The organism is Nakamurella multipartita DSM 44233 (assembly GCF_000024365.1).
Lineage (GTDB): Bacteria > Actinomycetota > Actinomycetes > Mycobacteriales > Nakamurellaceae > Nakamurella > Nakamurella multipartita.
Genome location: NC_013235.1, coordinates 720,599 through 740,508, shown reverse-complemented (window position 1 = coordinate 740,508; position 19,910 = coordinate 720,599). Strand labels below are relative to the sequence as shown.

General features: G+C 70.8%; 18 protein-coding genes. 9 read left to right on the top strand and 9 right to left on the bottom strand.

Annotation, left to right across the window (positions count from 1 at the left end):
- The first annotated feature begins 168 nt into the window (after positions 1 to 168).
- A complete protein-coding gene (locus tag NAMU_RS03335) occupies positions 169 to 1,131 on the top strand; it encodes an N-acetylmuramoyl-L-alanine amidase (protein WP_015746002.1) in 963 nt (320 codons plus the stop codon).
- Positions 1,132 to 1,282: 151 nt separating this feature from the next.
- On the opposite strand, the gene NAMU_RS03330 is transcribed toward NAMU_RS03335, so the two are convergent.
- Positions 1,283 to 2,875 (bottom strand): carboxylesterase/lipase family protein, encoded by a 1,593-nt coding sequence (locus NAMU_RS03330; RefSeq protein ID WP_052307785.1) that lies wholly within the window; start codon positions 2,873 to 2,875, stop codon positions 1,283 to 1,285.
- A 6-nt stretch (positions 2,876 to 2,881) separates the two neighbouring features.
- On the opposite strand from NAMU_RS03330, the gene NAMU_RS26985 reads away from it, so the two are divergent.
- Entirely contained in the window at positions 2,882 to 3,538 is a 657-nt protein-coding gene (locus NAMU_RS26985) for a hypothetical protein (RefSeq protein WP_015746000.1), read from the top strand.
- Positions 3,535 to 4,491: a septum formation family protein gene (locus tag NAMU_RS03320; protein ID WP_015745999.1), complete on the top strand. Its 957-nt coding sequence runs from the start codon at positions 3,535 to 3,537 to the stop codon at positions 4,489 to 4,491. Before NAMU_RS26985 ends, NAMU_RS03320 begins: the two co-directional genes overlap by 4 nt.
- Before the next feature lie 27 nt (positions 4,492 to 4,518).
- Here the strand turns inward: NAMU_RS03320 and NAMU_RS03315 are convergent, their stop codons facing one another.
- Positions 4,519 to 4,839: a putative quinol monooxygenase gene (locus NAMU_RS03315; protein WP_015745998.1), complete on the bottom strand. Its 321-nt coding sequence runs from the start codon at positions 4,837 to 4,839 to the stop codon at positions 4,519 to 4,521.
- 247 nt (positions 4,840 to 5,086) lie between these two features.
- On the opposite strand from NAMU_RS03315, the gene NAMU_RS03310 reads away from it, so the two are divergent.
- Positions 5,087 to 5,557 (top strand): hypothetical protein, encoded by a 471-nt coding sequence (locus NAMU_RS03310; RefSeq protein ID WP_015745997.1) that lies wholly within the window; start codon positions 5,087 to 5,089, stop codon positions 5,555 to 5,557.
- Positions 5,558 to 5,563: 6 nt separating this feature from the next.
- Positions 5,564 to 7,168: a GMC family oxidoreductase gene (locus tag NAMU_RS03305; protein WP_015745996.1), complete on the top strand. Its 1,605-nt coding sequence runs from the start codon at positions 5,564 to 5,566 to the stop codon at positions 7,166 to 7,168.
- 144 nt (positions 7,169 to 7,312) lie between these two features.
- Here NAMU_RS03305 and NAMU_RS03300 read toward each other — a convergent pair whose 3' ends face one another.
- From NAMU_RS03300 to NAMU_RS03270, 7 genes are all read right to left on the bottom strand, one after another.
- On the bottom strand, positions 7,313 to 7,966 hold the full coding sequence (locus NAMU_RS03300; protein WP_015745995.1) for a cysteine hydrolase: 654 nt from the start codon (positions 7,964 to 7,966) through the stop codon (positions 7,313 to 7,315).
- A gap of 273 nt (positions 7,967 to 8,239) precedes the next feature.
- Positions 8,240 to 9,070: an IclR family transcriptional regulator gene (locus NAMU_RS03295; RefSeq protein ID WP_169312465.1), complete on the bottom strand. Its 831-nt coding sequence runs from the start codon at positions 9,068 to 9,070 to the stop codon at positions 8,240 to 8,242.
- Between the two features lie 86 nt (positions 9,071 to 9,156).
- A complete protein-coding gene (locus NAMU_RS03290) occupies positions 9,157 to 10,254 on the bottom strand; it encodes an ABC transporter ATP-binding protein (RefSeq protein ID WP_015745993.1) in 1,098 nt (365 codons plus the stop codon).
- Between the two features lie 86 nt (positions 10,255 to 10,340).
- Positions 10,341 to 11,366 (bottom strand): ABC transporter ATP-binding protein, encoded by a 1,026-nt coding sequence (locus tag NAMU_RS03285; RefSeq protein WP_015745992.1) that lies wholly within the window; start codon positions 11,364 to 11,366, stop codon positions 10,341 to 10,343.
- A 4-nt stretch (positions 11,367 to 11,370) separates the two neighbouring features.
- Complete coding sequence (locus tag NAMU_RS03280; RefSeq protein ID WP_015745991.1) at positions 11,371 to 12,306, bottom strand: ABC transporter permease; 936 nt, start codon at positions 12,304 to 12,306, stop codon at positions 11,371 to 11,373.
- Complete coding sequence (locus tag NAMU_RS03275; RefSeq protein WP_015745990.1) at positions 12,306 to 13,316, bottom strand: ABC transporter permease; 1,011 nt, start codon at positions 13,314 to 13,316, stop codon at positions 12,306 to 12,308. The genes NAMU_RS03280 and NAMU_RS03275 overlap by 1 nt, the downstream gene beginning before the upstream one ends.
- Before the next feature lie 159 nt (positions 13,317 to 13,475).
- Entirely contained in the window at positions 13,476 to 15,209 is a 1,734-nt protein-coding gene (locus tag NAMU_RS03270; RefSeq protein WP_015745989.1) for an ABC transporter substrate-binding protein, read from the bottom strand.
- Positions 15,210 to 15,618: 409 nt separating this feature from the next.
- On the opposite strand from NAMU_RS03270, the gene glyA reads away from it, so the two are divergent.
- From glyA to NAMU_RS03250, 4 genes are all read left to right on the top strand, one after another.
- Positions 15,619 to 16,977: a serine hydroxymethyltransferase gene (gene glyA / locus NAMU_RS03265; RefSeq protein WP_015745988.1), complete on the top strand. Its 1,359-nt coding sequence runs from the start codon at positions 15,619 to 15,621 to the stop codon at positions 16,975 to 16,977.
- Positions 16,974 to 17,600, top strand: a complete 627-nt coding sequence (locus NAMU_RS03260) for an MBL fold metallo-hydrolase (protein ID WP_015745987.1) — start codon at positions 16,974 to 16,976, stop codon at positions 17,598 to 17,600. The genes glyA and NAMU_RS03260 overlap by 4 nt, the downstream gene beginning before the upstream one ends.
- A 105-nt stretch (positions 17,601 to 17,705) precedes the next feature.
- Entirely contained in the window at positions 17,706 to 18,899 is a 1,194-nt protein-coding gene (locus NAMU_RS03255; protein WP_015745986.1) for a serine hydrolase domain-containing protein, read from the top strand.
- A 53-nt stretch (positions 18,900 to 18,952) separates the two neighbouring features.
- Positions 18,953 to 19,813 (top strand): TerD family protein, encoded by an 861-nt coding sequence (locus NAMU_RS03250; protein WP_245544857.1) that lies wholly within the window; start codon positions 18,953 to 18,955, stop codon positions 19,811 to 19,813.
- The last annotated feature ends 97 nt before the right edge of the window (positions 19,814 to 19,910 follow it).

Here is a 19,910-nt window from a genome sequence, read left to right as displayed (position 1 = left end):
GACGCGGCCCTGCCACCGGCCACAGTAGTGGCCCCGCATCCGGGCAAACGCCGCCGGACCTACCCGGGCCTTACCCACGGTGATGGCACAGTAGCGAGCATGAGTCACGAGGCCCGGCCGGGACGACGCGCACGATTCGGCGTCATCGTTGCCGCTTCCGTTCTGTTGATGTCCGCGTGCGCCACGGCGAGCCAGCAGGCCGACCCGCCGAGCACGAGTTTCACGCCGACCAGCAGCGCCGCCTCCTCGGCCAGCCCCATCACCGTGCCCGGGCTGAGCACCTCGGTCAGCGAATCTCCCACCCCGAGCCCGACCCCCGAGCCGAGCACCTCGACGCCGGAGCCGGCACCCGAGACGACCTCGGTGGTGGACGCCCCCGACGACGACTACACCCCGCCGGTGGAGCAGCCCACCCCGTTGGAGCCGGTGCAGACGCAGGACCCGGCGACCCAGGCCCCGGCGCCCGCTCCCTCCGGCGGCGGCCGGGTGGTGGTCATCGACCCCGGCCACAACGGGGCCAACGGGGCCAACCCGGACGTGATCAACGCCCTGGTGGACGCCGGCTTCGGCGAGACCAAGCCCTGCAACACCACCGGTACCTCGACCAACGACGGCTACACCGAGCACCAGTTCAACTGGGGGGTGGCCACCAAGCTGCAGGCGATCCTGCAGGCCCGCGGGTATGACGTGCGGATGACCCGCACCAGCGACGACGGCGTCGGCCCGTGCGTGAACAAGCGGGCCGCGTTCGGCAATGACGCCAACGCCGACGCGGTGATCTCCATCCACGGCGACGGCGACGACGCCAGCGCCCGCGGCTTCTACGTGATGACCGCCGAACGGGCCCCGGCCGGGGCGGCGATGGCCGCCCAGTCCGAGTCGCTGGCCAGCACCGTGCGCGACGCGCTGGTCAACGACGGACTGTCCCCGTCCAACCACCTGGGCTCGGGCGGGCTGTGGAAGCGCAGCGACCTGGCCGGCCTGAACCTGTCCACCCGGCCCACCGTCATGATCGAGATGGGCAACATGCGCAACTCCGCCGACGCCGCCCTGATGAGCTCGTCCGCGGGCCAGCAGCAGTACGCCCAGGGCATCGCCGACGGCGTCAGCGCCTACCTCGGCGCCGGCTGACCCCTCCTCCCCCCGGGCTCCCGGTTCCCGCGCGGATCAACTTCGCCGGCGCGGATGAACCCCCCGCCTTTTGTGGCTGGTGGGACAGAAAGTGACGACTTGATCCGCGCGGGGGTAGATGATCCGCGCGGTCACGCAGGGGGCGGCGCGGTCAGCGGAAGGCGAGCACCGTCGGGCCCCAGGCCGTGCGCAGCTCGGCGTCCAGGTCGCCGACGACCGCATCCCGGTGGTCGATGACCATCGTCGACCGGCTCCGGGTGTCGTAGGCCGGCCAGGATTCGGCTCCGTCGGCGTCCGGCGCCCCGCCGCGGACGAATGCCCGCCAGCGCTGCTGCATCCGCGCCGAGAGCACCCGACCGGTGCGCAGGCCGCCGAGCTTGAACGTCGGGTCCTTCGGCCCGGCGCCCAGGTTGCCCCATAGGTAGGGCAGCTCGGTGGCGTGGGTGGCGCCGATGCGCAGCAGCCGCAGCATCGGGGTGGCCCAGTCGAAGCGGTACAGATAGGTCGGGGCCACCGCCGCGTGCGCCTGGGCGAGCCAGACGGTCGGCATCCGGAAGCCGATGTCCCGGGCCACGGCCAGCCCGCGACCCGGCCGCCGGACGTCGGCATACGCGGCCAGCACGCGCGGCTCGGTCGGCAGCGTCAGCTCCGGCTGCTCCTGGGCGATCCGGCCGAACATGCTGCGCAGCGTGTCCGGAGCCACCGGCATGATCGGCGCGGCCATCCGCGCGAACAGCGAGGCCTCGTCCTTGTTGGTCCCGATCAGCAGCGGCACCCGATGCTGGCGGCCGGCCACGAACGCATCCAGCGGATGCTCGGGCACCAGCTCGCCGTCGACCTGGGGAAAGTAGGCCAGGATGCCCGGGTAGGTGGTCGGGATCTCCTCGTAGGTGTGGGACGAGGCGGCCAGCACCTGCGCGATCGGCTGACGCTGCAGCGCCGCGAAGCGGTCATCGCCATCAGCACCGGCACCGGCACCGGCACAGTCGAGCCGACGCAGGAAGGCCTCGGCCACCAAGCCGGCCCGGTCCGAGCCGAAAACACTGGTGGCCGGAGAACTCTGGGCCACCGCCCGGGCGAACAGCCCGGCCGCGGCCGGCACCGTCAGCAGGGTGGTGACCAGGCCGCCACCGGCCGACTCGCCGGCCAGGGTGACCTGATCGGGATTACCGCCGAACGCGGCGATGTTCTCGCGCACCCACTGCAGGGCCAGCAGCACGTCGCGGATGGCCAGGTTGCTGTCCGCCCGCGGCGACAACGAGGTCAGGTCCACAAACCCCAGGGCGCCGACCCGGTAGTTGATGGTCACCACGACGACGTCCCCGGCGGCCACGAACGAGCTCGCGTCGTACAGGGGCTGGCTGCTGGCGCCGAGCAAGTAAGCCCCGCCGTGCACCCAGACCAGCACCGGCCGACCGTCCAGCGGCCGAACGGAGGACGCCGACCACACGTTCAGGAACAGGCAGTCCTCGTCCTGCACGGCGCCGGGACCCAGATTGATGACGGGGTTGGCCGCTTGCGGCGCGACCGGGCCGAATCGGGTGGCATCGGCCGGCTCGGTCCAGGGCTGGGGTGGGACCGGGGCCCGCCAGCGCCGCTCCCCGGTCGGCGGCGCCGCGTAGCGCACGCCCCGGAACACCCGCACCCGGCCGTCGTCGGTGCCCCGCACCGGTCCGGCCGTCGTCCGCACCACCGGTTGATCGCCCACGCATCCTCCCCGTCGTCTCGCATGATCATGGATCATCGGGGCATGACGGTCTCGTTCTTCCCATCGTTTCCGGGCGATGAGCTCGATTGGGTGACGCTGGATGTGACGCCACCCCCGCTGATCTCGCGGTGGGACTGCCCGCCCGGGGACGTGCGCCCGGAACCGGTGGCCCTGTCGGTCGAGCTGGGCCGGTCGGCGAGCACCGTGGTGCTCATCGAGGGCGCCCGCGTCTACCCGGACGGGGTCGTCCTGCGGTTGACCGTGCGCGTCCGCGAGCAACCGGCGGAGCTGCGCCGGCGCGTCTTCCAGCAGCTCTCGGTCAGTCACGGCCGGGGCATGCTGCACCTGGCGCTGCCGCCGGGCGGCCTGCGGTGGGGGGTGGAGTTCGCCGACGGTCAGCGGGTCACCAGCCTGGATGACTACTCACCGCACACCGATCGGCCGCCGGAGGTCATGCCGGCCGACTGGGTACCGGACCGGCCGGTGATGCGGGGATTGGGCCGGGTCGACACTTTCGGCGCGGCCTGGGCCCGCGACATCTGGTTGTGGCCGCTGCCGCCGCCCGGCCCGCTGAGGTTGGTCTGCGCCTGGCCCGACCGCGGAGTCCCGGAGACCGCGACCAGCATCGACGCGGGGCCGCTGCGCGACGCGGCGGCCCGGGCGCGCCCGGAATGGCCGGTCGATCCGGAGGATCGGTGATCGGTCAGGCGCAGCGCCGGCTGGTCGGCGTCGCCCTGGTCGCGCTCACGGTCCTGGCGGTCACCGCGATCGGGGTGGCCACCCGCCCGGTCGCCGGAACCCCGACCGCAGCGCCGATCCCACCCGCACCGCTGGTCGGCGACTGCGTGCTGACCCGGCCGACCGGGATCGGCTGGGACGACCAACCCGGCGCCGGCCCCGACGATCCCCCCGCGGCCGCCGAGACCGGCCCCTGCGACGGACCCCGGTACGGTGAGATCGCCGCCGTGGACGCGGCCCAGACCTCGATCGATGAGCAGCTGGGGCAATGGCCCGAATGCGATCAGCAGGTGACCGCGTACCTGGGGATCCCGCTGACCGACGGCCCGGCCGAGAAGTACTGGCACACCTCGGTGATGGCGCTGGCCACCGGGTTCCTGTGGCCGTCGCGGGTCCAGGCTGCGGCCGGTCAGCGCTGGGCGGCCTGCGTGGCCGCCATCTCCGATCCGTTCGCCTCGACGATCCAGCGCCCCGGCCGGGTGGACTTCACGCTGCGCGGCGGGTGGTCGAACCCGCCGGTGCGCGACCTGATCGGGGTGTGCCGGCAGGACCCGCTGGAATACCTGTCGTGCGCGCAGCCACACCGGTCCGAGGTGTTCGCCGACGCCGATCTCAGCGCACCCGAGCTGACCCAGGATCAGCTGGATCAGGGGTGCCGTGACCTGGTGGGCACGCAGACCGGCATGTCGGACATCACCGCCGCCGGCGCCCTCACGGTCGAGGTCACCATCGGGGCGTTCCGCGAGCAGACCACCGATGTGGAGCCGATTCCGGACCTGTCGGCGGCCAGAAACCTTGTCCCGCCGGCCGACTACCTCTACGCCCAGTGCCTGGTCAGTGCGACCGATCCTGCTGGGCGGCTAACCGGTTCGCTGCGCGGCCTGGGCTCCGCTCCAGTGCCGTTCAGCCGGTGACGGCCGCCCGCCGGCGGCGAGATCTGCTTACTTGACTTCCATTTCGCCCAGCCGGGACCACTCCTCGCCCGGGATCTGGAAGTTGACGATCCGCGGCGTCTCGACCAGGTACTGCGGCAGGTCGGCCTGGGCCTGCTTGAAGTGCGGGGCGCTCACGTGGGCCTCGGCGGCGTCGTCCTGGAAGGCCTCGACCAGCACGTACTCGTTGGGATCGTCGACGCTGCGCGACCAGTCGAACCACAGGTTGCCCGGTTCGGCCCGGGTGGCCTCGGTGAAGTCCTTGACCAGATCCAGCCACTGATCGGCATGTTCGGGCTTGACGGGCCATTTGACGGTAATGAAGATCATTTCCGAATCCTTTCCGATGGTTCCTACGGAGCCGGACGCCGACCCTATTGCAGCCCGCCGCCGACCGCGACCGATCGTTCTCATGCTGCGAGAACCGGTCTGGATATCGACCCGATCGGGGCAGCACAGTGGCTGCGTTCCTGCCGACGGGCGGCCATCCCAACGACTCCATGTCGCCCGCGCACACCATCCCAGGAACCCGGATCGATCCGGGCTCCTGTGATCACCACACCGAAGTGGAGAGGGCATGAGTTCAACCCAGGACACCGAGCGCGCCAGGCAGGTCCTGATCCGGGCGCTGCAGGCGGCCTACCCGCACGCCAACGTCCCGCGCGGACCCTACGAGCGCACCGCGGACAAGCTGATCGCCGACGCCGCCGGCTCGGCCTACAACCAGGCCATCCTGCAGCAGGGACTGTCCGATCTGGATGCGCTGGCCGACGGCGACTTCGTCGGGGTCAGCAACGCCGAGGGCTACAAGATCCTCAAGCGGATCGAGGCCACCCCGTTCTTCGGCTACGTCCGCCGGTTCACCACGGTCGCGCTCTACGACGACCCGGAGACCTGGGCGGCCCTGGGCTACGAGGGGTCCTCCTTCGACAAGGGCGGCTACCTCGGCCGCGGCTTCAACGACCTGGACTGGCTGCCCGAACCGCGGATCACCGAGTACGACGGCCCCGTCAAGTTCGTGCCCATCAAGACCTCGACCGGAGCGTGATCTGACATGGCGACCACCAAGGGCAGCGGCGGCGCGCACGCCGGCGCGCAGTTCGACCAGAACGACGATTCGGTCGTCGTCGTCATCGGCTCCGGAGCCGGTGGCGGCACGATGGTGCACGACCTGACCAAGGCCGGCGTCAACGTCGTCTGTCTGGAGGCCGGGGCGTTCTTCTCCATCGACGACTGGGTCAACAACGAGTGGGAAGCGTTCGGCCAGATGGCCTGGCTGGACATGCGCACCACGTCCGGATCGTGGCGGATGCCGCGGGACTTCCCGAACCTGCCGGCCTGGATCGTCAAGGCCGTCGGCGGCACCACCACCCACTGGTCCGGCGCGACGCCGCGGTTCCACGACCACGAGTGGAAGGCCCGCACCTACTACGGCCGGATCGACGGGGCCAACCTGCTCGACTGGCCGGTGACGGCCGACGAAATGCGTTCCTACTACTCGACCGCCGAGGATCGCATCGGCTCGACCCACACCAACGGCCGCGCCCCGCTGCCGGCCAACAACAACTACTTCGTGCTGGCCAACGGCGCCGAGAAGCTGGGCTACCTGTACTACGCCACCGGCCCGTACGGCACCAACGCCGAGCCGTACGACGGGCGACCCGCGTCGATCCAGGACGGCTTCAACTTCCAGGGCGACAAGAACGGCTCCAAGTGGAGCACCCTGGTCAGCGAGATCCCCAAGGCGCTGGCCACCGGCAAGCTGGATCTGCGGCCCAATTCGCATGTCGTGCAGATCACCCACGACGCCTCCGGCCGGGCCGACTCGGTGCTCTACCTGGACGCCGATGGAACCCTGCAGCGGCAGAAGGCCCGCGTCGTCTGCGTCGCCGGCAACTCGATCGAGACGCCGCGACTGCTGCTGATGTCGGCCAGCCCGCAGTTCCCGGACGGCCTGGCCAACTCCTCCGGGCAGCTGGGCCGCAACTACATGCGGCACACGACCGGTTCGGTGTATGCCCAGTTCGACCGGCCGGTGCACATGTACCGGGGCGAGACGATGGCCGGCCTGATCGCCGACGAGTCCAGGCACGACCCGGATCGCGGGTTCGCCGGCGGCTTCTACATGGAGACCCTCTCGCTGGGGGTGCCGTTCCTGGCCAGCTTCGTCGAGCCGGGTCTGTGGGGTCCGGAATTCACCTCGATCATGGACAGCTACGCCAACACGGCCGGCATGTGGATCGTCGGCGAGGACATGCCGCAGGAGACCAACCGGGTCACCCTCAACCACGCGGTCAAGGACCAGCACGGCCTGCCGGTGCCCAACGTGCATTTCGACGACCATCCGAACGACGTCGCCATGCGCAACTACGGCTACCAGCAGGGGCAGCTGCTCTACGAGTCGGTCGGCGCCCTGTCCTCGCACCGCACCCCGCCGTATCCGGCGACCCACAACCTGGGCACCGCGCGGATGTCGGAGCGGCCCGAGGACGGCGTCACCAACGCCTACGGTCGCGCCCACGACGTGCCGAACCTGTTCATCTCCGACGGGTCGGTGTTCACCACCGGCGCAGCGGCCAACCCGACGCTGACCATCGTCGCGCTGGCCATCCGGCAGGCCGAGCACATCGTGCAATCCCTCAAGGCCCAGGAGCTCTAACCCCCCCCTGCCCGCGCGGATCAACTTCCCCAGCGCGGATGAACTGGTTGACTCCGGTCTCACCAGTCACATCCGGTGCAGGTTGATCCGCGCGGGATCGGCACCCGGCGGGCCGGTCGGGCATTCCCCGGCCGGCTCGCCCGCTCAGTACCCGCGGCTGGCGTCGACCGGCTTGTCCCCGCCGGTCAGCGCCTGCGCGAAGGCGGCGCCGGTGGTCGGGCGGGAGAACATCGGGTAGTCCTTGGCGATCGCGTTGTCGTGCTCGTCCTGCGAGGTGGCCGCGACACAGTCGGTCAGCGTGTAGACCTGGTAGCCGCGCTCGTACCCCGAGCGCATGGTCGACTCCACGCAGCAGTTGGTCAGGAAGCCGGCCAGAGCGATGGTGTCGATGCCCTTGGACCGCAGGATGAAGTCGAGGTTGGTGGAGGCGAAGGCGTCCAGCCCGCGCTTGCCCTCGATGACGATGTCGCCGTCGGACGGACTCATCTCTTCGACGATCGCCGCGCCCCAGCTGTCCTTGACGAAGGAATTGGACTCCACGACGCCGGCCAGGATGCCGTACGGCGTGGACGAGATCTCGCCGTAGCCCTCGGCGAAGCTGATCGGCGAGTGGATCACGGTGGCCCCGGCCGCCCGGGCCGCGTCGACCACCTCGGCGGTGTTCTTCATCATCCCGGTCGATTCCATGACGTCCTTGACGGCGCCATGCAGGGTGCCGCCCTCGGAGGTGAAGTCGTTCTGGTACTCGATGAGCACCACGGCGGTGCGCGTCGGGTCGATGCTGGGCGTGTCGGACATCGTGGTCTCCAATCGTCGGGACGACCGGCGCCGGGTCGCGGGCGGCGGCGATTTCGACGGTAGTCCGGGCCGCGGGGACCCGACCAGTCACTCGATGGGGGTTGACGTTTCGCGAAGTTCCGGCCCGGCCCTGGCCCGATCGACCACTCGCCCGACGGCCCGCGCGGATGAACTCGTTGACTCAGGTCCCATGAGTCACAACTGGGGTGGGTTCATCCGCGCGGGCGTAGTTGATCCGCGCGAGAAGCGGGAGAGACGGGAGAGAGCGGAGGGTCAGGGGCGGGCCTGGGCGTAGGCCCGCAGGCACCGGCTGACCCGTGCGGCGGTTCGCCGGACGGCTTCCTCGCAGGCCGGTGCGCTGCGGCGCATCCGCTGGGCCGACCCGGACAGGGCGACCGACCCGACGATCATGCCATTACCGCCGCGGACACCGGCAGCCACGCAGATCAGATCGGGCAGGAACTCCTCGTACTCCCAGGCCACCCCGCTCCGGTTGACCGTGGCCAGGTCGTTCTCCAGCGCGCCCCGGTCGGTCATGGTGGCCGGGGTCAGCCGGCGCATCGGGTGATCGACCAGGTACTGATCGCGCTGCTCGGGCAGCATCCCGGCGAGCAGGACCTTGCCGAACGCGGTGGCGTGGGTGGCCTCGTGCAGGCCGACGTCCAGCGGTACCACTCGCGGACATTCCGGCGAGTCCTCGACGTGCGCCACCACCACCTCGCTGCCCCGGTACTGGGCGAAGTAGGCGGCCGCCCCAACCTGCCGGTGCAGCATCCCGATCTCGGCCCGCAGCTCCGGGCTCAACCCGAACTGCCGGTCCACCGACTGGCTCAGGATGCGCAGCTTGATCCCCAGGGCGTACCGGCGCTCCTCCTTCAGATGCACCAGGTAGTCGGCGCCGACCAGGATGTGGGCCAGCCGGTACGCGGTGCTCAGCGGGATGCCCACGCCGACCGCGATCTCCCGGGCCGAGGCGCCCTCCCGTTCGGCGACGAACTCGACGATGGACAGCGCCTTGGTCAGCGTCACCGCCCCGTTGCCCAGCTCGGCCGACGCGGAACGACGGGCAGACGAGGATGCTGCGGCGTTGGCGTCGGCGACCATGGCGCCCATGGTGCCTGGGGATCGGCATCCCCGCCAACGCTGGCCCCGCCGACCACGCAGGGACGGGCGTTGACCCGCCGAAAGGCCTAGATGACCGACTCCTGCACCTGGTGCGGGACCAACGCACCGGAGGCGATCTCGGCCGCGTAGTGGCAGGCGACCCGGTGCCCGGGGGCGAACTCGGTCAGGACGGGCCGGTCGGTGTCGCACTTGGTCGGCTGCCGCCAGGGGCAGCGGGTGTGGAACCGGCAGCCGGTCGGCGGGTTGGCCGGGGAGGGCAGGTCGCCGGTGAGCAGGATGCGTTCGCGACTGTCCTCGACCACCGGATCGGGCACCGGCACCGCGGACAGCAGCGCCCGGCTGTACGGGTGCAGCGGGCTCGCGTACAGGTCGGCCGACGTGGCCTCCTCGACCAGCGCCCCCAGGTACATCACGCCAACCCGGTCGGAGATGTGCCGGACGACGGCCAGGTCGTGCGCGATCACCACGTAGGTCAGGCCCAGGTCGGCCTGCAGGTCCTCCAGCACGTTGATCACCTGGGCCTGCACGGACACGTCCAGGGCGGAGACCGGCTCGTCGGCCACGATCAGCTCAGGGTCGACGGCCAGCGCGCGGGCGATGCCGATGCGTTGCCGCTGGCCGCCGGAGAACTCGTGCGGGAACTTGCGCAGCGCCGAGGTCGGCAGGCCGACCGCGGACAGCAGGTCGCGCAGCCGCTGCCCGCCGGTGGTGGCGATGCCGTGCGCGCGCATGCCCTCCTCCAGGATCGACTGCACCGACTGGCGCGGGTCCAGCGAGGACAGCGGGTCCTGGAACACCATTTGCATGCGGTGCCGGATCTGGCGCAGCGGCTCGGGTTTGAGGTCGGCCACGTTGACCCCGTCGAACAGCACGGACCCGGCGGTCGGCTCGATCAGCCGCAGGATCGCCCGGCCCAGCGTGGTCTTGCCGCACCCCGATTCGCCGACCAGCCCGTAGGTCTCCCCGCGCTTGACGGCCAGCGAGACGCCGTCGACGGCGTAGACGTGGCCGACCACCTTGTCGATCAGCACTCCCTTGCGGATCGGGAAGTGCACCTTGATGTCGTTGACCTCCAGCAGGATCTCGGCGTCCTTGGTGGCGGCCGACAGCTCGGCGGCGGGCAGATCGGGCAGCGGCTCCGACTCGTGCGCGCCGTGCTCCATCCGGTCGGTGGCCACCTCGGCCGCCGCGTGGGCCGTCGCCTCGTCCGGATTGACGACGATCGGGTCCTCCCACGCCGGCCCGGTCGTCATGACGCCCCCTTGGTCAGGTCGGGGCCGCCCACCGCGGCCGGGACGACCGGGTTGTGGCAGCGCTGCAGGTGATCCGGGGCCGCCTGGGGGGCCGGCTCCAGCAGCGGCGTGACCTGGCGGCACGGATCGATCTCCCGCGAACACCGCGGGGCGAACGCGCACCCGCCGGTCCACGGGATGTTGTCGGCGACCGACCCGACGATCGGCGTCAGCCGCTCCCCCGGCCCGGCGTCCAACCGCGGGATCGATTCGAGCAGCCCGTGCGTGTACGGGTGCCGGGGCACGGCGAACAGCTCGTGCCGGTCGGCCCGCTCGACGACCCGGCCGGCGTAGAGCACGTTGACCTCGTCGCACAGGCCGGCGACCACGCCCAGGTCGTGCGTGATCATGATCAGCGCGGTGCCGTGTTCGACGACCAGCGACTTGAGCAGGGCCAGGATCTGGGCCTGGATCGTCACGTCCAGCGCGGTGGTCGGCTCGTCGGCGATGAGCAGCCGCGGCCGGCAGGCCAGGGCCATCGCGATCAGTGCCCGCTGCCGCATGCCGCCGGAGAGCTGGTGCGGGTACTCCTTGAGCCGCCGGCCGGGGTCGGGAATGCCGACCGAGTCCAGCAGGTCCCGGGCCTCACCCATCGCCGCCGACCGCTTCATCCCGCGGTGCCGCTCGAGCACCTCGGTCACCTGGATCCCGATGGGCACCACCGGGTTCAGCGACGACAGCGGGTCCTGGAAGATCATCGCCAGATCGCGGCCGCGGCGGTCCCGCATGGCGTTCAGCGGCAGGCCGAGCAGGTCGGTGCCTTCGAACTCGACGACGCCGGTGACGCTGTTGCCCCGCGGGGGCAGCAGCCGCATGATCGCCAGCGACGTCACCGACTTGCCGCAGCCGGACTCGCCGACCAGCCCGACGGTCTGCCCCGGCGCGACGGAGAAGCTGACCCCGTCCACCGCCTTCATCGGGGCCACGCCCCGCCGGTTGAAGGTGACGGTCAGGTCGGTGACCGTCAGCAGCGCCTCGCTCATCTGCTCACCGCCGGCTCTTGGGATCGATGGCCTCGCGCAGGGATTCGCCCAGCAGGGTGAAGCCCAGGCAGACCACGATGATGGCGATGGCCGGCCAGAACGCCAGCCCCGGATGCGAGTCGATGACGTTCTGCGCCTCGCCGAGCATTTGCCCCCATTCGGATTCGGACACGTTCTGCGAACCCAGGCCCAGGAACGACAGCGCGGCCGCGTCGATGATCGAGGTGGCGATGACCAGGGTGGCCTGCACGATCACCGGGGACAGCGAGTTGGGCACCATGTGCCGGAAGACGATCGCGCCGCGCTTGACGCCCAGCGCCCGGGCGGCCAGCACGTGGTCGGACTCGCGCTGGGCCAGCATCTGCCCGCGCAGCAGCCGGGCGAACACCGGGATCTGCACCACCGCCACTGCGATGATCACGCTGGTCAGGCTGGGATTGGCGAACAGCACGGCGATCGAGATGGCCAGCAGCAGGCTGGGAATCGAGAGCATGACGTCGACGATGCGCATGATCACGGTGTCCACCCAGCCACCGAAGGCGCCGGCGGTGATGCCCAGGATGAGCCCGCCGATCAACCCGATCATGGTCGCGAACACACCGACCAGCAGGGTCTGCCGGCTGCCGACGAGCATGCGGGAGAACAGGTCCCGGCCCAGCGTGTCCCCGCCGAGCGGGAAACCGTCCTGCGGCGGGGCGATCTGGTTGCGGGCCCGGGAGGTCTGGCCGATCAGCACCTGCGCGCCCGGGTCGTGCGGGGCGAACAGCGGGCCGAAGATGGCCAGCAGCAGGAACAGTCCGACGATCACCGCGCCGACCCAGAACAGCGGCGAGACGCGCAGCCGCTGCCAGGCCGATCCCCACAGGGACAGTCCCTTGTCGTCGCTCGTGACCAGAGAGTCGATGCGTTGCTCCCGCGCCCGGCGGTAGGTGGTGACCATCAGCGGGTCCGGATTCTCGGGTCGACCACGGCGTAGGCCAGGTCGACCAGGGTGTTGATGATGACGAACACCGCGGCCGCGGCGATGATGACCACTTGCATCACCGGGTAGTCCTTCTTGGTGAAGCCGATGGCCAGCGCCTCACCCAGACCCGGGTAGGCGAAGACTTTCTCGGTGAGCACGGCGCCGACCAGCAGCGCCCCGGTCTGCAACCCGGTCACCGTGATCACCGGCAGCATCGCGTTGCGCAGCACGTGCCGGCTGCGGATGGTGCTGTTGGTCAGCCCCTTGGCCTCGGCCGTGCGGACGAAGTCCTCGCCCTGGACCTCCAGCACCGAGGCCCGGGTGATCCGGAAGATGACCGCGAACGGGATGGTGGCCAGCGCGATCCACGGCAGGATCAGGTGTTTCATCGCATCCCAGGACGCGTCCCATTCCCGGGTGAGCACCCCGTCCAGGATGAACAGGCCGGTGACCCGGGTGGCCCCGATGCCGACGGTCTGCCGGCCGGACGGCGGCAGCACCCCGAGCTGGACCGCGAAGACGAACTTGAGCAGGAAGGCCAGGAAGAACACCGGGACGGCGATCCCGATCAGCGAGGTGACGATCAGCCCGGTGTCCAGGAAGCCGCCCTTGCGCCGGGCCGCGAAGTAGCCGAGCGGGATGCCGAACAACAGGGCCAGCACGATCGCCCCGACGGCCAGCTCGACGGTGGCGCCGAACCGGGTGAAGAACACGTCCATCACGTCGGTGCCGGGCGAGACCCCGGTGGACTGGCCGAAATCGCCGGTCAGCACCCGGCCCAGGTACTTGAAGTACTGCACGATGACCGGCTGGTCCAGGCCCAGGACCTTCTCCAGCTCGGCCCGCTTCTCCGGGGTGGCCCGGTCGCCCAGCAGCGCCGAGACCGGGCCGCCGGGCAGGCTGCGCAACCAGAAGAACAGCAGGATGGACAGCACGAACAGCACGAGCACGAGTTGAAGCAGACGGCGAACCGTGTACCTCAGCATCGGCACCTCCGGCGGTCACGTGCGGCGCGACCCCCCGTCGAGTTGATCATGGCGATCTCTGCCGCCCGGCCGGCGTGTCGCCGGCGGGTCGAGCAGAGAACGCCATGATCAACATCAGCGGTGGCGGGGCGGTGAACGGGTGGGACAGGGGCGGGTGGATCAGCTCGTCTTGTAGACCGTGCTGAACCGCTCGTCGGTCAGCGGGCTGGCCACCAGACCCTCGACGTCGCCGGCCACCACGATCGCCGGCGGCGAGTGGGAGATCGGCACCGCCGGCAGGTACGTGCCCATCAGATCCTGGTTGATCTTGACGTAGGCGGCGTTGCGCTGGTCGGGATCCGGGATCGCGTCGGCCTGCTTGAGCGCCTCGGACAGGGTGGCGCCCCACGGCTGGGTGCCGGTGTTGAACCGGTTGTCGGTGCGGGTGAAGAAGGTGCCGATGAAGTTGTCCGGCGTGTTGTAGTCACCCGTCCAGCCGAGCAGGAACAGGTCGGCGTCGTGCGCCTCGACACCGTCCAGGTACCCGCCGTTCCACGGCTTGGAGATCTCGTTGACGGTGATGCCGACCGCCTCCAGGTCCGCCTTGAACGCGGTGAACACGCTCTTGGGATCCGGCATGTAGGGGCGGCTGACCTCGGTGGGCCACCAGAAGTTGACCGTCAGGTTCGACTGGCCGGCCTCGGCCAGCAGTTGCTTGGCCTTCTCCGGGTCGTACGGGTACTTGGTGACGTCGTCGGTCCAGCCGTCGACGGTGTCCGGGTAGAAGATGTCCGCGACCTTGGCGCCGTCGGGCAACTGGGACTGCACGAACTGCTCGCGGTTGAGCGCGTAGGCGATGGCCTGCCGCACCTTCAGATCGGCCAGCGCGGGGTTGGTGCCCTGGGTCATGCCCAGGTACATCACGTTGAACGCGGGCCGGACCTCGACGTTGAAGCCGGCTCCGGTCAGCCCGTCCCAGTCGGCCGGGCTCGGGAAGTCGTACCCGTCGATGGTGCCGGCCTGCAGCTCCTGCTTGCGCGCGGTCTCGTCCGGGATGATCTTGAAGATCAGCGTCTTGGTCTTGGCCTTCTCGCCGTAGTAATCGTCGTTGCGGACGAGGGTCACGGTGTTGTTGGCCTTGTCGTAGGCCTGGAATTTGTACGGGCCGGCGCCGGTCGGGTGCTCGGTCGCGTAGGCCGGGTAGACGAACGAGTCGCCCTGGGCGACCACGTTGTTCGCGTCGTACTGCTGCAGCGCGGTGGGCGACTGGATCGAGTAGGACGGCAGGCCGAGCACCCCCGGGAACTTCGAGGTCGAGGTGGTCAGGGCGATGACGGCCTTGTTGCCCTCGGCGGTGCAACTGGAGTAGACCGACGGGACCGGTTGCCCGGCGTCGTCGACCTGGTTCTTGAACCCACCCATCACGTCCGACCAGTACTGGGCCTGGGTGGCGCCGGCCCCGGTCTGGTTGTACATGCGATCGAGGTTGAAGCACACCGCGGCCGCATCGACCGGGGTGCCGTCGTGGAACGTGACGCCCTCACGGATGGTGAAGGTCCAGGTCTTGCCGTCGGTGCTCTGCTCCCAGTCGGTGGCCAGGGCCGGCTCCGGGTCGGCGGTGCCCGGCTTGAACCGGATCAGGCCCTCGTTGATCTGCCGGGCCACCCGGAAGGTCTCCCCGTCGGTGGCGTAGAGCGGGTCGAACATGCTGGGAGCCCCGGCCGCGCCGAAGACGAACTGCCCGTCGGGGTTGGCCGGCTGCCCGCCCGAGCCCTCGCCGGCCGACCCGGAGGCCTGCGCACTTCCGCTGGCCGCGGTGGTGGTGCCCGCGTCCCGGCTCGAACTGGCGCAGGCGGTGAGCCCGAGCACCAGGACGCCGGCCAGACCGGCCCCCAACCACAGATGACGTTTCACGGTCGCTTTCCTCCAAAGATGTCCGTCGGCGATCGGCGAGTCGGGATGCGCAGGGCCCGATCGGTGCTCCAAGGCGGCCTGTGGCGCGCATCACGACTGGCGCACCGTAAACCGGAGTTCACCGCGGCACCAGCCCGATGGCCGCATCGTTACCCAATCGACCCGCCACCGAACCGGAGATCCTCCTTTTCCCGGCACCGTGGACGCGAGCCGTTTCGGCGCGGTTTCCGGCGCCCGGCTGCCGGATCGGCTCCGACCGAACCGTCGACGGGTGCGCACCGACCCGGGACCGGGCTCTTCCGCATTCGGGCGAACGCGCCTGGTGCCGATACGGTGGAACCGGAAGCGGCGGCCCGCACCGCCGGCTTGGGCGCCCGACCCATCAGGGCGCGATTTGAGGGAGACCCGCATGACGACCCATCTGGAACCGACCGCAGCCGCGCCGGCCGGCGACTCCGCACCGGCGCCCACCCCGTGGCCCGGACTCAACGCCCCGCTGGAGATCGCCGACCCCGAGGTGGCCGCCTACGTGGCCAAGGAGGTCCAGCGCCAGCAGCAGACCCTGGAGATGATCGCGTCGGAGAACTTCGCGCCGATCGCCGCCATGCAGGCCCAGGGCAGCGTGCTGACCAACAAGTACGCCGAGGGCTACCCGGGCCGTCGCTACTACGGCGGCTGCGAGAACGTCGACGTCATCGAGTCGCTGGCCATCGAGCGGGTGAAGGCCCTGTTCGGCGCCGGTTACGCGAACGTGCAGCCGCACTCGGGGGCCAGCGCCAACGCCGCCGCGATGGCCGCGCTGATCAAGCCCGGCGACACCATCCTGGGCCTGTCCCTGGCCCACGGCGGGCACCTGACGCACGGCATGCGGATCAACTTCTCCGGCCTGCTCTACAACGTCGCGGCCTATGAGGTGTCCAAGGAGGACTACCGCATCGACATGGACGAGGTCGGCAACCTGGCCCGTCAGCACCAGCCGAAGATGATCATCGCCGGCTGGTCGGCCTACCCCCGGCACCTGGATTTCGTCCGGTTCCGGGAGATCGCCGACGAGGTCGGCGCGCTGCTGATGGTCGACATGGCCCACTTCGCCGGCCTGGTCGCGACGGGGCTGCACCCGAACCCGGTGCCCTACGCGCATGTGACGACGACCACCACGCACAAGACGCTGGGCGGTCCGCGCGGCGGCGTCATCCTGTCCAACGACCCGGCGATCGCCAAGAAGATCAACTCCGCGGTGTTCCCGGGCCAGCAGGGCGGGCCGCTCGAGCACGTCATCGCGGCCAAGGCGGTGGCCTTCAAGATGGCCGCCGATCCCTCGTTCACCGAGCGGGCCGAGCGCACCCTGCTGGGCGCGCGGCTGCTGGCCGAGCGGCTCATCCAGTCCGACGTGGCGCAGGCCGGCGTCGAGGTGCTCACCGGTGGCACCGACGTGCACCTGGTGCTGGTCGACCTGCGCGACTCCGACCTGGACGGTCAGGCCGCCGAGGACCGGCTGCACTCGATCGGCATCACCGTCAACCGCAACGCGGTGCCGTTCGACCCGCGCCCGCCGATGGTGACCTCCGGCCTGCGCATCGGCACCCCGGCGCTGGCTACCCGCGGCTTCGGGGCCGGCGACTTCGTCGAGGTCGCGGACATCATCGCGCAGGCGCTGACCGCGCCGGTCGGCGAGCTGGACCCGGCCGTGCAGACCGCCCTGCGGGCCCGGGTGAGCGCCCTGGCCACCGCCCACCCGCTCTACCCGGATCTCGGGGTGGTCGTGTGACGGGGGTCGAAAAGATCGTCACCTCGGGCACGTTCAGCCTGGACGGTGGCACCTGGGACGTCGACAACAACGTCTGGCTGGTCGGTGACGACTCCGAACTGATCGTCATCGACCCCGCGCACGACGCCGACGCGATCCTGCAGGCGTTGCGCGGCCGGCGGGTGGTGGCCATCGTGTGCACCCACGGGCACAACGACCACGTCGGGCAGGCGCCCACGCTGGCCGAGTGGACCGGCGCTCCGGTGTTGCTGCATCCGGCCGACGCCCCGCTGTGGGGCATGACGCACCAGGGCTCCTACCCCGACGTCGACCTGTCCGACGGCAAGGTCATCTCGGTGGCCGGGATTGAGCTGCAGGTGCTGCACACCCCGGGGCATTCCCCCGGGTCGGTCTGCCTGTACGCGCCGGCGCTGGGCGCGGTGTTCACCGGGGACACCCTGTTCAAGGGCGGTCCGGGCGCGACCGGGAGGTCGTTCTCGGACTTCCCGACGATCATCGATTCGATCAAGCACCGGCTGCTCTCGCTGCCGGCGGACACCGTGGTGCACACCGGCCACGGGGACGACACGACGATCGGCGCCGAGGCCCCGGATCTGGACGATTGGGTGGTTCGCGGACACTGACCGCGTTTCACGACGGCCCCCGCCGGGCACTGATCCGGTGAGCCCGACGCGGGCCGGTCGACCGTTCATCGCCCGGACGTAGGCGAATCCGAGAGGTCGACCATCGTGACAATCAGTTTCCCCACCCCTGTTGCCCTGCGGTGGGCGCCGGACAGCTGGCAGCTGGGGCCGTCCAACCGGTGGTCGTTCAGCCACCTGCGGGAGGTCGTGCGGACCGCGCGGATCGCGGCGCCGGCCGGCCCGGCGCGACCGTTGGTCTCCGGCGACCCGGTCGAGCTGTCGCTGCCGATCACCCGCGCCGACGGTCGGGTCAGCCCCCTGCAGGATGTGCTGGACGAGGGCTTCACCGACGGCCTGCTGGTGCTGCACCGGGGCCAGGTCGTGCTCGAGCACTACCCGGCCGGCCTGACCCCCACCGACACGCACGCGCTGCTGTCGGTTAGCAAGTCGCTGGTCGGCACGGTGGCCGGGATCCTGATCGGCCAGGGGGTCATCGACGAGACCAGCGTCATCACCACCTACATCCCCGAGTTCGCCGGCCGCGGCTACGACGGCGCGACCGTGCGGCACCTGCTGGACATGCGCTCGGGCATCAAGTACTCCGAGCACTACGAGGAGCCCGACGCCGAGATCACCGTGATGGGTCAGGTCGTCGACTGGACCCCGCGGATCTTCCCGGACCTGCCCACCTCGATCTACGACTACCTGACGCTGCTGGTCCCGGCCGGCGCGCACGGCGGGCCGTTCAACTACCGGTCCTGCGAGACCGACGCCCTGGGTTGGGTCTGCGAGCGGGCCAGTGGGCAGCCGATGAACGAGCTGATCAGCGAGCTGATCTGGCAGCCGATGGGCGCCGAACAGGACGCCGATGCCGCCGTCGACCGGGCCGGCACCGTCATCCATGACGGCGGGATCGCCGCCACCCTGCGCGATCTCGGCCGGTTTGGGCAGCTGCTGCTGGACGGCGGCCGGGTCGGCGACCGGCAGGTGGTGCCCGAGGCGTTCCTCGCCGACACCTACCGCGGCGGGACCGACTCGCGGGCGGCGTTCGCCTCCACCGCGACCGACACCCGGATGCCCGGCGGGATGTACCGCAACCAGTTCTGGCTGCCCTACCCGGCAGAACGATCGGTCCTGATGTGCATGGGCATCTACGGGCAGATGATCTACGTGGACCCGTCCCGGGACTACGTGGCCGTCAAACTGTCCTCCTGGCCGGTCGCGCAGCGGCCCGACCTGCTCGGCGACACCCTGCTGGCGGTCGACCAGCTCGGCGACCACCTCGCCGCCCGCGGCTGATCCGATGGCCGGCCGACCGCCCGAATGGGCCGGCATTGGGCACGATGGTGCTCATGCCATCGATGGTCAAGGGATCCAACCTGCCGGTACCCGTGCCCGCCGTCCGCTGCCTGCTGCGATGGTCGGCCGGACCGGGGGTGCCGGACGTCGACGCCTCGGCCCTGCTGGTCGGTGAGCACGGCAAGGTCCGTGACGACCGGGACTTCGTGTTCTACAACCAGCCTGGGCACCCCTCGGGCGCGGTGCGCCACGAGGGCAAACGCACCGGCGGGGCGGCGACCACCGACTCGCTGTCGGTGGACCTGAGCCGGTTGGAGCCGGCCGTGGACCGGGTGGTGATCGCCGCCTCGGCCGACGGCGGGACCTTCGGCCAGGTGCCGGGCCTGTCGCTGTCGGTCACCGACCCCGCGGGCACACCGATCGCCGACTTCGCCATCACCGACGCCTCGGTGGAGACGGCCTACGTGTTCGGCGAGCTCTACCGGCGGGCCGGGGCGTGGAAGTTCCGGGCGGTGGGCCAGGGCTACGACAGCGGCCTCGGCGGCCTGGCCCGTGACTTCGGGATCAGCGTGGACACCGACAGCGACTCCGAAGCCGGCACCGACGCCGACGCTGGGCCCGTCCCCGCACCACCGGCCGCCCGGCCCGCGGCGCCGCCCACAGCGCCGCCCTCCGCAGCACCGGCGCCACCCCGGTCAGCCGCCCCGCCGGCCGGGCCACCCCGGTCAGCCGCCCCGCCTCCGGCCGCACCGCGGACCGCCCCGGCGGCGCCTCGACCGGGCGGAGCGCTGACCCCGACCCGGCTGCCCTCCGGACCGCCGGCCACCCCGTTCGTCCCGGCCCCGGCCACCCGGCTGCCCACCGGGCCGCCGCCCCCGTTCCCGCCGTTGACCCCGACCCGGTTGCCGGGCTGACCCGGCCCCGGGCGCACGGATCTCCGCCGAACGGAGGAGGCGATCGGCGGCCGATTTCCCTCCGCCGACGGAGGCGACGGCTCCGCCCGCGTTCCTA